At 45.0% G+C, this 14977-nt stretch carries 9 protein-coding genes; 6 read left to right on the forward strand and 3 right to left on the reverse strand.

The window, feature by feature from the left end; translation table 11 throughout:
* Window positions 1–20: 20 nt before the first annotated feature.
* The 3 genes from AC5EF3_RS05695 to AC5EF3_RS05705 all read right to left on the reverse strand — a co-directional run bounded on the left by AC5EF3_RS05695 (window position 21) and on the right by AC5EF3_RS05705 (window position 6874).
* Window positions 21–1328 (reverse strand): aminotransferase class V-fold PLP-dependent enzyme, encoded by a 1308-nt coding sequence (locus tag AC5EF3_RS05695; RefSeq protein WP_493547353.1) that lies wholly within the window; start codon window positions 1326–1328, stop codon window positions 21–23.
* A gap of 151 nt (window positions 1329–1479) precedes the next feature.
* Complete coding sequence (locus AC5EF3_RS05700; RefSeq protein ID WP_493547354.1) at window positions 1480–3897, reverse strand: TonB-dependent receptor plug domain-containing protein; 2418 nt, start codon at window positions 3895–3897, stop codon at window positions 1480–1482.
* 208 nt (window positions 3898–4105) lie between these two features.
* Window positions 4106–6874, reverse strand: a complete 2769-nt coding sequence (locus AC5EF3_RS05705; protein WP_493547355.1) for a TonB-dependent receptor domain-containing protein — start codon at window positions 6872–6874, stop codon at window positions 4106–4108.
* Between the two features lie 352 nt (window positions 6875–7226).
* On the opposite strand from AC5EF3_RS05705, the gene AC5EF3_RS05710 reads away from it, so the two are divergent.
* The 6 genes from AC5EF3_RS05710 to mmsB all read left to right on the forward strand — a co-directional run bounded on the left by AC5EF3_RS05710 (window position 7227) and on the right by mmsB (window position 14849).
* Entirely contained in the window at window positions 7227–7388 is a 162-nt protein-coding gene (locus AC5EF3_RS05710; RefSeq protein WP_015828529.1) for a hypothetical protein, read from the forward strand.
* Window positions 7385–10141 (forward strand): bifunctional aconitate hydratase 2/2-methylisocitrate dehydratase, encoded by a 2757-nt coding sequence (locus AC5EF3_RS05715; RefSeq protein WP_493547356.1) that lies wholly within the window; start codon window positions 7385–7387, stop codon window positions 10139–10141. The genes AC5EF3_RS05710 and AC5EF3_RS05715 overlap by 4 nt, the downstream gene beginning before the upstream one ends.
* Before the next feature lie 304 nt (window positions 10142–10445).
* Window positions 10446–11942, forward strand: coding sequence for a CoA-acylating methylmalonate-semialdehyde dehydrogenase (locus AC5EF3_RS05720; protein WP_493547357.1), 1497 nt, complete (start codon window positions 10446–10448; stop codon window positions 11940–11942).
* 31 nt (window positions 11943–11973) lie between these two features.
* On the forward strand, window positions 11974–12750 hold the full coding sequence (locus AC5EF3_RS05725) for an enoyl-CoA hydratase-related protein (RefSeq protein WP_493547358.1): 777 nt from the start codon (window positions 11974–11976) through the stop codon (window positions 12748–12750).
* A gap of 11 nt (window positions 12751–12761) precedes the next feature.
* Entirely contained in the window at window positions 12762–13895 is a 1134-nt protein-coding gene (locus AC5EF3_RS05730) for an acyl-CoA dehydrogenase family protein (RefSeq protein WP_493547359.1), read from the forward strand.
* A gap of 72 nt (window positions 13896–13967) precedes the next feature.
* Window positions 13968–14849, forward strand: coding sequence for a 3-hydroxyisobutyrate dehydrogenase (gene mmsB, locus AC5EF3_RS05735; RefSeq protein WP_493547360.1), 882 nt, complete (start codon window positions 13968–13970; stop codon window positions 14847–14849).
* Window positions 14850–14977 lie beyond the last annotated feature (128 nt).

The following is a 14977-nucleotide window of genomic DNA, read 5'->3' on the forward strand; positions in this document are numbered from 1 at the left end:
AATCATTACAGTCTGATACGTTATGGCGTGTAGTTTAACGCGGTTTTTATGACAGCTTTTGCAGTGAGACTCATATCTGCTGGGCTATTATAAACATTTGGCGTTATGCGAATGCAGCTACCAGATGTAATGCCATTTCTGTGCACGCAAAAGACGTTGTGCTCTTTCAATAAATGTTCAGCGAGCGCTTTGTTGCCTGTTGTGCTTGTGATGTCCTTTAGACGAAAAGAAGTTATGCCGGCATGAAGGCGGTTATCGTCAGGCGTTAATATCTGGATACGAGAATTATCCTTGCAAGCATCTACCCAGAGCGAACGCAGATATTTTAAACGTGCTTCTTTGTTTTTAGGGCCAATCATATCGTGGAAAGCGAGGGCATCAGGAACAGTGAGTATGGCGGCAAAATTACTGGTGCCTGTGTGGACGCGCCCATAGATTTTATCTTGTTCGCCATCTGAAGCGCAAATATTGGGTGAAACTTCAGCGAGGCGGTCTTCACGAATATACATAAGCCCGACACCAATCGGGGCACCAATCCATTTGTGTAGGTTTAGCCCTACAAAATCTGCACCCAATTCAGAAAGTGTAAAATCCATTTGGCCCCATGAATGGGCTGCATCTACCACAACACGCACACCGCGTGCTTGCGCTATTTGCGTAATCTCCCGCACTGGAATAGCGAGACCTGTGCGGTGGCTTATGTGAGTAAGCAGCAATAGCTTGGTGTTGGGGTGGTTTTCCAATGCTTGGGTATAATGCGTGATAATTGCGTCAAAACTAGCAGGTTCAGGGAGTGCAAGCTCTATTAATTCGCATCTGTTTTGTTTCGCAATATTGCGCATCGCGTCTCGCACTGAATCATAGTCTAGATCAGCGATCATCACACCGTCACCGGCTTGCAGTATGTTAAAGCCATTGATGATATTAAATAAGGCTTCTGTTGCGCCGCGCGTTATGGCCAGTTCAGAAGTTGACACATCTAGGCGTGTTGCCAGGTTTTCAAGAATAGGACGCAATTCACCGTAGAATTCACGTCTTGAAAAGAATGAATTGTCGCGATTTACCCGCTCAGTATGGGCGATATAGGCGTTCAGTACCGGTCGGGACATGACGCCCCAATTACCATTTTCAACATTTATAATGTCTGGTTTCATATCATATTGCGAGGCGATATGGGCCCAGAATGCCTCATCTTTAGCAAGAATATTTGGCGATGATGCTGATTGATTGGTTTGAGTTGTCTTGGATATAGATTGGCAGGCGGAGGTAAAAGCAAGCGCTCCTAAAGGTGCTGTTTTTAGGAGTGTGCGGCGGTGAATGTTTTCCATCTTGAACGCGTCCTTCTGGTCAATCTTTGGTATATGATTTGTTTGAATTGATTTCGCCCAAACGCAAACTATGGAGACATTTTTCAATGTCCCCATAGTCTCGCCAGACAGGGGTCAGTAGGGGATTTTACCTGTCTGAGGGGAAACGCGTTTAGAAATCGAAGTTGAAACGCGCATAGTATAGACCACCATCGGTGTCATAAGGTGCGTTACGCGAATAGATCAGACCACGATTAGCTTGGAATGTGGCTTCATCTGGATAAGTATCCAACACATTGTCTGCACCGACAGTGAAGGACATTGTGTCGTTAATGTTCCATTTGGCCGAAACATCAAGGAAAGCTTGGCCCCCAAATTCTTGGAAGATATCGCCATCAGAATTACCAGAGCTATCTGTCCATGATCCGTAATAACGCAATTTAGACCCAAGAACGAAAGCACCAAGTGTGTAATCTGCTGAGAAGTTGGCAGAATGTTGTGGAAGGCGTTCTTCAAACACTGTCTTTTGTGTTGAGTTGGCTTCAAGGCTTCCGCCTGTGACTTCCGTTTTGTTATAGTTATAAGCAGCTAAAAGCGACAGCTCACCTGTTTTATAACCTAAAACCAGATCGACGCCTTTTGAAGTGGTGTCAAAATCATTCTGATAGAATTGAACGCGGCTAATCGTTTCCGCGCCCGTAACATTGAGTGCAACCAATTGAGCGCGCTCTTCATCTGTGAGAGAATAACCGGCAGACGTTCCAAAACGGTTCTCAATATCGATTTGGTAAAGGTCGATAGAGGCTGTGATGCCACTTGCATTTTGGTATGCAAGACCCGCTGTGAAGTTGATAGATTCTTCAGCATCGAGTGGTTTGATGTCTACATCAGCACGTTCATTAATGATGGCTGCAACTGCGCCAACAGGGGAGTAACGTCCGTTCGTGAACACTTCCAATGTGGTCGTGTCTAGACCAGAAGAGTTACGTTCTGAGAAAAGTTGACCTGGAGTTGGTGCACGAAACCCCGTCGATGCAGTTGCACGAAGGGCAAGCTCAGAAGTGAATTCATAACGTCCAGAAATTTTACCTGTCAGTGAATTTCCAAATTCTGAGAAGTCTTCAAAACGAGCGGCAGTTCCTAAAGTAAACTTGTCCGTAAATGGTAGCTCGACATCAAGATAAGCGGCGTAGCTTTCTTGTTCAAATTCACCCGATTGAGACTCACTGAAACCGAAGAAACCATTAGACCCAGATGCGAGTCCTTCTGCAGCAGCTGGACCGACAAGATATGAGGCTTCTTCTCCCGGAGAGATTGTGTATGTTTCCATACGGCGTTCCGCTCCAAAAGCGATGTTTGCATTGTCAGCAAGTCCAAAGTCCACAACATAGACAAAGTCAGCATTCACATTGAGTTCGTCTTGTTTCAATGAACCGATGTAGAAAGATGTTGGACTGTTTGGGCCAAGTGATGCGTTGATCGTGTTTGAGATATTGTATTCAATCTCGTTGGATCCGTACCCAACAGAGAATTCCCAAGATAACGCATCATTTGCGACAGCACCTTTAAGACCTGTTGTCACAGAAAGATCTGTGTCTTCTTGGCCAAAGTCTGGACTAAAGCCTGCAGGGTAGATGTCGAGCAGGTTGAAGTCAGGGTAGATTGTGCTTGTGTTGAAAATGCCGCTCGTCGGGTTACGCCAGTTAAAGTCAGACAGACCTTCGCCGCCGCCATATGTTGCGAACAAATATCCGCTTAAGGCAGTTGAGAAGTCATAATCAGAGTTTAGAGTGAAGCGGTAACCATTGCGTTCAGGCTGTCCCCAGTTTTGAACAGGGTTTGGAACATCAACATCTGGGTTTGCCTCTTGGAATTCAATGGCGTCAGGACGTTGGCGGGAGCGCGATGTGATTTCATTGTCGAAATACTCACCAGACAGAACGAGCGTACCATTGCCAGCAAGGTCAAAACCAGCACGACCACCAAGGCGGTATGCATTCCCATCGCCCTCATAATATTGAGAGCCTTGTGCAAAACCACCAAAACCAGCGTCGTCTTTCAGGATGATGTTGATCACACCGGCAATCGCGTCTGATCCATATTGCGCAGAAGCACCATCACGCAAAACTTCGATACGTTTGATTGCTGAAGAGGGGATTGTGGCTAGGTCAGCTGACTGCGCGCCATTGCCACCAAGCAAAGCAGAGCGGTGGCGGCGTTTGCCATTAACTAGGACAAGTGTCTGATCTGGAGAAAGGCCGCGCAATGTTGCAGGGCGGACGAACACCTGACCATCAGCCATTGGCAGGCGTTGAACCTTAAAAGATGGGACGTTTTGCGCAAGTGTGTCGAGAAGGTCTTCGGATGCGCCGTTTGATATAGCATCACCGCTAATTACATCGATAGGTGCAAGCGAGCCAAATGCTGTGCGTTGTGCTTGGCGTGTACCCGTTACGATGATGGTGTCTTCAACCCGAGGCGAGTCTTTTTTGGCAGAGGATGTTTCCTGTGCCATTGCGGTTGAAGCCATAGAAATGATGGAAGCTGAAGCCAGAAAAAGGCCAGCGCGAAAATGAGACGTCTTGAACATTGAAAACCCCGTTCGATCACTTTGCAGAATGCAAGCACATCAAGCGAGAGACCCGTTCCCCAATAGAGAAACTCGCTGTGCAATAAGGGTGACGAGGGCATTTCAGGTTTGTGTCGATCAAAAGTTCGACTTCATAAAAGCTTCACACAAATGCAAAGCTTTTACAGCCTTAAACTTACCTATATTGTTGAAATATAACGATTTATAATTATTTTGAATATTTGAGCTTAATGTATGCAACGCCGCCATCTGTGTCATATGGTGCGTTGCGTGAATATATCAGACCGCGATTTGATTGATAACTGGCTTCATCAGGATAGTTATTAAATAAGTTTTCAACACCGGCCTGAAGATAGAGAGAATTGTTTAAATCATAAGAGAGGCTGAGGTCGAAAATAAACTCTTCTCCAAATGTTTGCAGCGGGTCATCTATGTTGCTGCTTGCATCATATCTCCACGGTCCATAATAGCGTAGTCGCCCCGTGATGGACCATTTATCTTTGCTCAATTCTGCTGATACACTTGCTCGGTGAGTTGGGGTTTGGTTTTCGGTTCGCAAACGTAAAAGTGTGTTTTCAATACTGTTGAGGTCCAGAACACGGGTTTCATTATAATTGTATGCGGCGGTTAGGTTTAATTGCGCTGTCTCTAATTCAAAGAATTTTGAAGTGACAATATCAAGCCCGCGTGTGCGTGTGTTCATGTTGTTTTGCAGGAAGTTTACGGTCGATATATCTATATTTTTAAAACCATCAATCTGAGACACTGCTGCGCGTTCTTCTCCGGTCAGAACCAAAGAATTGGTTAGGCTAAGTCTGTCATCGACATTGATTTGATAGAGGTCCGCGGTGACTGAAATTTGGTGATCCAAATTATAAGCAAAGCCAAAAGAGAAATTTTCAGATGTCTCAGGACGAAGAGGTATTATCGAAACATCATCGCGTTTAGATACTATTTTTGCGATAGGGCTAGTGGGTGCTATTCGACCATTTGTCAGGACATCCAACGTTTCAACATCTAGACTTTGATTTGTACGTTCACTGTATAATTGCCCCTGTGTCGGCGCATGATATCCGGTCGAGAATGTTGTTCTAAATAGAAATTCAGGCGTCACTTGATATAAGGATGAGAGTTTACCGGTAAAATTGTTGTCATAGGCCTTTGAATTTTCAAATCGTGTTGCAAATCCAAGTGTCCAGCGAGATGTCAACGGGATTTCGGTATCTATATAAGCTGCCGAACTGACTTCGCTAACCTTTATGGCTTGTTGTTGGGTGTAGCCAGGAAAACCGTTGGACCCAGGGGGCAGGTCATCCACAATCCCTGAACCGATGGCGTAGGATGCAAGATCACCTGCTTTTACGCGATAACCATCTGAACGCGCCTCTAAGCCTGCTGCAATGCTGATGTTTTTATCATTGTTGGGTAGTGGAATTTGATAATTCACATCAAGGTTCGATAGCAATTCAGTTTGCTGTAATGTCCCCGGGGTGAATGATGTGGGGCTGTTTGGGCCAAGTGATGCATTGATGGAATGACGCAGAAAATAATCAATCGTGTTTTGACCATAACCCAAACTAAAATCCCAGTTTATTGTCCCAGTATTGCTGATCGAGTCATTTTTCAAACCTGCAAAAATGGAAATGTCGGTGTCATTGACACCAAAATTTGGTGTGAAACCTTTTGGATATATCGTGTTCAAACTGAAATTAGGAAACGCATCGCTTTCATTAAAAGCACGATTTGTATCTGGATTGCGCCAATTGAGGTCTGAACTGCCTTCTGTGAGATTCAAATTTGCAAAATTATAGAAGATAAGTTTCGGGGTGAGGTAGGACTTTAAATTCGTCGCGAGTCTCACGCCTTTTCTATGTGGCTTACCCCATCTTTGCACTGGATCGGGGAGCTCTATCTCTGGGTGAGCCGCTTCAAAATCCAATGCGTCTTGGCGCTGCCTTGAGCGGGAGGTTGGTTCGGAACCAAAAGCTTCTAAATCAAAATTGAAAAAGCTTTGATCGAAGAAAGCTTTTCCTGATCGTATGCCTGCTCGGATGGATGTGCCATCGCCTTCATAATATTGAGAGGTTTGCAAAAATAGGCTCTGCTCCACATCCTCATCGAGTATCACATTTATGACGCCTGCAATGGCATCAGATCCATATTGTGCGGATGCGCCATCTCTGAGCACCTCAACACGTTCGATTATGTTGAGAGGGATTTGGGATAGATCAACGGCGTGCCCATTTGTGGATTCTAGAAACGCGGATTTATGACGCCGTTTCCCGTTGACAAGTACAAGCGTGTGTTCAGCATTCAGGCTACGCAATCCCGTTGGGCGATTAAAAATTAAACCATCACTAAGTGGGTATCGATAGGCGGTGAAGCTTGGCAGGCTTCGCGCTAAGCCATCCGAGAGATCGTCAGATATGTTCGCTCGAATATGAGATCCCTGAATAATGTCGATAGGTGCAAGTGAAGAAAAAATCGAACGGTTAGGTGCGCGGGTTCCTGTGACAACAATTTGATTGAGACGAAGCGTTTTCGGCGGGTGAAAAGAACGTGATTTTTGGGCCTTCTGGAATGGTATAATTTCAGGGGCTGGCTGGTTTGATGGGATGATTGCAATCGAGTTTATATCGACGTGAACAAACTCTAGGTTTTGTGGCTCAAGAATTGTGGTCAACACTTCGCTTAACGTAAAAGAGCCGATAACAATATTGGCTGTTTTCCCAGATAATTCCTCCGACGAAAACAGAATATTCGTATCATAGATATGCGAGAGCTTTGTCAGGACTTCGCTTAAATCATCATTTTGGATGTAGACATAATTTTTAACATCCGATGTCATATCGGCGGCGGGTGAAGACGGCTCAATCTGTGCCATTGCAGGGGAGATTGAGGCACAGCACCATATGCCAAGTGCAAGGCTAGCCGATATGCTTTTTAGAACTTCTAAACGAAGTGAAAGCTCGTACATGATGGGCACGCAATGGTTAAGCGAATGCTATTTCTAAGCACAAAAGAAATGTGAGGTCTTGATGAGTGAGCCATACATGTTGAAACCTACGTCTCAGCTTCTATCTGAGTTTTGTGTCAGTTTCTTTGTGTGGCAGATTTAAAATAAAGACTTCTTGTTAGTAAACCATCCGTATAAAGATGTTTTAGCGTAAATTGCTGACGGCATCGCCATTAATTCGCAAAAGATAGAACGTTTGGCGCATAGAATTTAAACAGTAATTCGCTAGTCTGGTACAATTAGTTCAGCACTCAATCGAGACTCTTTTAACAGATTAAGTGAAGTGAAAGCGATATGATAGAGGAATACTATAATGGTAATGAAAATCATTCGCAAAGATAATGCGCAAAAAAACTTGCAAGAAAATGCCAGCTTAAATACTTATGCGGCCAACCAGCTTATTCTCGGCCCGCCAGATATATTGCGTCCCGGCGTTCAAGCTACACCTAAAACTAAATTGTTGGGACAATCATGAGTTTATACAACGACTACCTGAATGAGATTGCAAACCGTAAAAACGAAGGTTTGAACCCAAAGCCTATCGACGATGGCGCACTTGTTAAAGAGATTATCTCGCAAATAAAAGATACTCAAAACGAGCACCGTGAAAGCTCTTTGAAGTTCTTTATTTACAATACGTTGCCCGGCACAACCAGCGCGGCTGGTGAGAAGGCACTGTTTTTGAAAGAAATTATTCTAGGCGACGCCAGTGTTGAAGAAATTTCCACTGATTTTGCTTTTGAACTTCTTTCCCACATGAAGGGTGGACCATCTGTTGAGGTCCTTCTTGATATTGCTTTGGGCGATGATGCCGCTATCGCTGGAAAAGCGGCTGACGTTTTGAAAACTCAGGTCTTCTTATACGACGCGGATACAGCGCGTTTGGCTGATGCTTATAAAGCAGGCAATGCTATCGCAGCCGACATTCTTAAAAGCTATGCCAAAGCTGAATTCTTTACAAAGCTTCCTGATATTGAAGAAGAAATCAAAGTTGTCACTTATATAGCTGGTGAAGGTGACATCTCTACTGACCTTCTTTCTCCGGGTAATCAGGCTCACTCGCGTTCAGATCGTGAACTTCACGGTAAGTGTATGATTACACCTGAAGCACAGACAGAAATCCAAGAGTTACAGAAAAAACACCCTGAAGCACGCGTTATGCTTATCGCTGAAAAAGGGACTATGGGGGTTGGTTCCTCCCGTATGTCTGGTGTGAATAATGTGGCTTTGTGGGCTGGTAAACAAGCAAGCCCATATGTTCCTTTCGTCAACATTGCGCCAGTGGTCGCAGGAACGAATGGTATCTCACCAATCTTTCTGACAACTGTCGGTGTAACTGGTGGTATCGGTCTTGACCTTAAAAACTGGGTGAAAAAGACAGATGCAAACGGCAATGTAGTCAAAGATGAAAATGGCGATGTAGTTCTAGAAGAAGCCTATTCTGTCGCAACAGGCACAGTGCTGACGATCAACACTAAAGAGAAAAAGCTCTATAATGGCGACAAAGAGCTTGCAGATATATCTTCTGCATTCACACCGCAAAAAGTTGAGTTCATGAAAGCGGGTGGATCTTATGCTGTTGTCTTTGGTAAAAAGCTTCAAACTTTCGCGGCTGCAACACTTGGGCAAGAATTGAAATCTGCTTATGCACCTGCAAAAGAAATTTCTCACAAAGGTCAAGGGCTGACAGCTGTTGAGAAAATTTTCAACAAAAATGCCGTCGGTACAACACCAGGCGCAACGTTGCACGCTGGATCTGATGTGCGTGTTGAGGTGAACATTGTTGGGTCTCAAGACACAACTGGCCTGATGACATGTCAGGAATTGGAATCAATGGCTGCGACTGTCATTTCTCCAATTGTTGATGGTGGTTATCAATCTGGATGTCACACAGCTTCTGTTTGGGATATAAAAGCGAGAGAAAATATTCCAAAGCTTATGAGCTTTATGAACAAGTTTGGAATGATCACGGCGCGTGATCCAGCAGACAAATATGCTCCACTAACAGACGTGATCCACAAAGTGTTGAATGATCTGACTGTTGATGATTGGGATATCATCATCGGTGGAGACAGTCACACACGTATGTCCAAAGGTGTGGCATTTGGTGCTGACTCTGGAACGGTTGCTCTTGCTCTCGCGACAGGTGAGGCGACAATGCCAATTCCTGAGTCCGTTAAAGTGACATTCAAAGGCACATTGAAAGATCACATGGATTTCCGTGATGTTGTGCACGCGACACAAGCGCAAATGCTTGCTCAATTTGGTGACAATGTGTTCCAAGGCCGAGTGATTGAAGTGCACATCGGAACATTGCTTTCCGACCAAGCTTTCACATTCACCGACTGGTCTGCTGAGATGAAAGCCAAAGCGTCTATCTGTATCTCAGAAAGTGACACGCTCGTTGAATCTCTTGAGATTGCAAAAAGCCGTATCCAAATCATGATTGACAAGGGTATGGACAATGAAGGCAAAGTTCTTCAAGGGCTGATTGATAAAGCTGATAAGCGTATTGCGGGCATTAAATCTGGTGCACAACCTCCGCTTAATCCAGATGACAACGCCAAATATTTTGCTGAGGTCGTGATTGATCTTGATGAAATCGTTGAGCCAATGATCGCCGACCCAGACGTCAATAATGAAGACGTATCTAAGCGCTATACACACGACACAATCCGTCCTATATCTTATTACGGCGGTACGAAGACAGTAGACCTTGGTTTCATTGGGTCATGTATGGTCCACAAAGGTGATATGAAAATACTTTCCGAAATGCTTCAAAACCTTGAGAAGCAAAATGGTAAAGTTGAATTCCAAGCACCATTGGTTGTCGCCCCGCCAACATATAATATTGTTGATGAGCTAAAAGCTGAAGGTGACTGGGATGTATTGAAGAAATACGCTGGTTTTGAATTTGACGACACAGCACCTAAAGCGGCAGCCCGTACAGAATACGAAAACATGCTTTATCTAGAGCGTCCAGGCTGTAACCTTTGTATGGGTAACCAAGAAAAAGCTGCCAAGGGTGACACTGTGATGGCGACATCTACACGTCTATTCCAAGGTCGCGTTGTGGAAGACACAGACAACAAAAAAGGTGAGTCATTGTTGGCTTCTACGCCGGTTGTTGTTCTTTCAACAATTCTTGGTCGCGTGCCAAATATGGAAGAATACAAAGCAGCTGTTGAAGGTATTAACCTGACAAGCTACGCACCACCATTGAATTAGTTTGGATGTTCAAATTTAAAGCATTGCTAGGCGCTATGATTTGGCTTCTACAATGACTTAGTTGATATCTAAACCGCGTTATCAAACTGCCTTTTCCATATTGGGAGAGGCAGTTTTTTTATGAAAATTTCTCTGTTTGGTTGGGGCGTATTTTCGTCTCATAGCTTTGTATTGGACGTATCCAACGTAAATTTCTCATACATCTGCATATTTGCCGATGTAATCTGCATTTTTCAATATTTAACTGCTTTGTTTCTAGGTGTAGTGAAGGTGAAAAGAGATAATAATTATTTGGAGGTCGATCGTGCGGGACATTCATCATTTCATCGGCGGAAAACCATTTGAAAGCCAATCAGGGCGGTTTTCTGATGTTTTTGACCCCAATACAGGTGATGTTCAAGCACGTGTCTCTTTGGCCTCCCAACAAGATGTGATGGTAGCTGTTGCAAGTGCTAAAGCTGCTTTTGAAGATTGGCCTTTAACAAATCCGCAGCGCCGAGCGCGCGTGATGTTTGAATTCAAAAGACTGCTTGAAAACAATATCACCGAATTAGCAGAACTTCTTTCTTGCGAGCATGGCAAAGTGATTGCGGATTCTAAAGGTGATATTCAGCGCGGCATTGATGTGGTGGAGTTTGCTTGTGGGATTCCGCATTTGCAAAAGGGTGAGTACACTCAAGATGCTGGCCCCGGCATTGATGTCTATTCAATGCGGCAGGCATTGGGTGTGACAGTTGGGATTACGCCGTTTAATTTTCCCGCAATGATACCATGCTGGATGGGGGCTGTGTCTATTGCGTGTGGCAATACGTTCATTCTTAAACCTTCAGAGAAAGATCCCTCTGTGCCTTTGCGTTTAGCTGAGCTTATGCTGGAGGCAGGCGCGCCAGAGGGTGTTTTCAATTGCGTGAATGGTGACAAACAGGCCGTTGATGCCTTGCTAACCCATGCTGAGGTCAAAGCGATATCTTTTGTAGGTTCATCTGATATTGCACAATATGTCTACGCAACTGGCACAGCGCACGGTAAGCGTGTTCAGGCTATGGGCGGCGCGAAAAACCACGGCATTATCATGCCTGATGCTGATATGGATCAGGTTGTTAAAGATATTGTGGGTGCAGCTTATGGTTCGGCTGGAGAGCGCTGCATGGCGTTGCCTGTTGCGGTGCCCGTCGGACAAAAAACGGCGGATGCATTCATAGAGCGCATGTTGGATGCGGCCAAAGAGCTGAGAGTTGGCGTTTCCACAGATTCCGAAGCTCATTTTGCACCGGTCGTCAGCGCTGCCCACAAGAATAAGATTGAGAGCTACATCCAGATGGGGGTGGATGAGGGCGCAGAGCTCAAGCTAGATGGCCGCGGTTTGAAGCTGCAAGGCCATGAGAATGGTTTCTTTATTGGACCATCTTTATTTGATCATGTGAAACCAGACATGCAGAGCTATAAAGAGGAAATTTTTGGCCCGGTATTGCAGATTGTTCGCGCTGAAACCTTAGAAGAAGCAACGGCACTTGCAACCAATCATCAATATGGAAATGGTGTTGCGATCTTTACGCGATCTGGCCGAATTGCACGTGATTTTGCGGCCAAAGTTCAGGTCGGCATGGTTGGCATAAATGTGCCAATTCCAGTGCCAGTTTCTTATCATTCATTTGGTGGATGGAAGCGTTCTGCATTCGGTGATGTCAATCAACATGGACCGGAGGGGGTGCGTTTTTGGACGAAAGTTAAAACGATTACGCAACGATGGCCGGAGGGTGACATAGCAGACCAAGCATTTATTATTCCGACCATGCAATAGGTGCATTTCAAGACTGAAAAGGGCTAAGGGTATGAGTTCATATGAATCGATTATTGTAGAAAAAAACAACCGCATTGCAGTTGTCACATTGAACCGCCCAGAAGCGCTGAATGCACTTAATGCTCAGATAATGAATGATATTGTTTCAGCGTTTGATGACATTGATAGAGACCCTGAAATTGTTGTTTCTATTCTAACGGGTGCCGGACGTGCTTTTGCAGCAGGCGCAGATATCAAAGAGATGAAAGATCAGTCTTTTTCCGATATGTTCCTTGCTGATTATTTTGCGGGTTGGGATAAGTTTGCGGCTTGTCGTAAGCCGGTTATTGCGGCGGTAAATGGGTTCGCGCTTGGTGGGGGCTGCGAGCTTGCTCTTATGTGCGATATGCTCATTGCTTCAGATAAAGCCAAATTTGGACAGCCTGAAATTAAGCTTGGTGTCACACCCGGAATGGGCGGGTCCATTCGCTTGACAAAAGCAATCGGTAAGGCGCGCGCGATGGATCTGGTTCTCACTGGCCGCATGATTGATGGTGCTGAAGCTGACAGAATAGGTATGTGTTCGCGCTTAGTTGAACATGACAAGCTTATGGATGAAGCCATGAGCGCAGCAACGGAAATCGCAAACTATTCTTTGCCATCAATACTTGCATCTAAAGAAATGGTTTCGCGTTCATTGGAATTATCCACAACAGAGGGTGTAAAATATGAACGCCGCTTGTTTATGGGGCTGTTTGGCACGTTAGACCAAAAAGAAGGCATGGCTGCTTTTGCTGAAAAACGAAAAGCGTCCTTCTTGGACCAATAGGAGAGACTTGCATGAGCCAATTGACTGAGGAGCAGGGGATGATCGGCGATATGGCCGCGCGTTTCACTGATGATGTTTTGCGGCCCAATGCAGCGAAATGGGATAGAGAACATTTCCTTGATAGAGATGTTTTCGTTCAACTTGGTGAACTTGGCTTTGGCGGCATATACACTCAAGAAGAGTTTGGTGGTTCAGCACTTAGTCGTTTGGATGCGGTGTTGATTTTTGAACAACTCTCAAAAGGGTGTATTTCACACGCAGCTTTTTTATCCATCCACAATATGGCAACGGCCATGATTGATAAATTTGGCGATGAAGCGCTTCGTGCAAAATATCTGCCTCAGCTCACAAAATGTGATTTGCTTGCATCTTATTGTTTGACTGAGCCAAATTCAGGATCAGATGCCGCCAGCCTGCAAACAAAGGCAGTTCAAAAGGGCGAAGACTATGTGCTGAATGGTTCAAAAGTTTTCATCTCAGGCGGTAATTTTTCAGATATTTATGTCGTCATGGCGCGCACTTCAGATGAGGGTGCGCGCGGAATTTCTACTTTTGTCGTTCCTAAAGATGCGCCGGGATTATCGTTTGGCAAAAACGAAGAAAAAATGGGATGGAGAGCGCAGCCCACTTGCATGGTGAATTTTGATGATTGTCGCATTCCAGCTTCCAATTTGGTCGGTGTAATCGGGGAGGGTTTTAAATATGCCATGGCGGGTCTGGATGGTGGACGATTAAATATTGCGTCTGCCTCCCTTGGCGGTGCGCAAGAAGCATTAGATCGCGCTATCGCTTATACCAAAGATCGCAAGCAATTTGGAAAATCAATATCGGATTTTCAGGCGACCCAATTTAAACTGGCCGATATGGATATAGACCTACGTGCTTGTCGCGCCATGCTTTATGAGGCTGCCCGCAAATTAGATGCAAATGCCCCCGACGCGACACCCGCGTGTGCAGCAGCAAAACGGTTCGTGACCGATAAAGGCTTTGATATCGCAAATGAAGCTCTGCAACTTCATGGCGGCTATGGGTATCTGAGTGAATATGAAATTGAGCGCATTGTCCGCGATTTGCGTGTTCATAAAATTCTGGAAGGCACCAATGAGGTGATGCGCATGATCGTATCGCGGAGCCTGCTTGCTTAACCAGAGTGATGATCAAACGATTTTGCCGTCGTTTGATGTTGTTTAGTTGGCATTTTCAAAGGAATTCAGACCATGAGCAAAATTGCATTTATTGGATTGGGCAATATGGGAAGCGGCATGTGCATGAATTTGGCGAAAGCCGGATTAGATGTACATGCTTTTGATTTGAATCCCGATGCGGTCGCTAAAGTGGTTTCTGCTGGAGTGACCTCGCACGAGAATGTGACTGCAGCCGCAAGAGATGCTGACATTGTCATCACAATGCTGCCGGCCGGTGCACATGTGCGTAGTGTATATCTGGGTGAAGCGGGTATTGCGGAATGTGTATCTGAAAATGCTTTGTTTATTGATTGCTCAACTATTTCCGTTGACGACGCACGATCTATTTCGGCTGATTTAAGCGTTAGAAACCTGAATATGGTTGATGCACCTGTTTCGGGTGGAACAGCGGCTGCCAATGCAGGAAGTTTGACCTTTATGGTTGGCGGGGAAGACAAGAATTTTGCCCGTGCCAAGGTTTATCTTGAAGCTATGGGCAAGAATATTTTCCATGCGGGTGGTATTGGAAATGGACAAGTTGCAAAGCTGGCCAATAATATGTTGCTTGGCGTTAGTATGATTGCCACATCAGAAGCTTTCAAATTGGCTGAGAAATTGGGCTTGGATGCGCAAACCTTCTTCGACATTTCTTCAAAAGCGTCTGGCCAGAATTGGTCAATGACATCCTATTGTCCTGCTCCAGGGCCAGTTCCTGCTGCACCTTCCAATAATGAATACAAGCCAGGCTTTGCAGTCGATATGATGCTCAAAGATTTACGTTTGGCTCAGAATGCGGCCAATAGCGTTGGGGCTAAAGTCACCTTTGGTAAAATGGCAGAAGAAACATACGCTAGATTATCTGAGAACGGATTGGGTGGCTTGGATTTTTCCAGTGTGATTGAGCAACTGAATTAGTCATTTATACAGTGTTGCTAACCTAACATGCTAAGACATTTTGAAATTAAGTGATTGCAATTCGCACTGATTTGAAGCTTGTCGGACTGGATTACCCAAATGCAGACCTCTGTCTTGCTTGATTTTGG

The organism is Hirschia sp. (assembly GCF_058892565.1).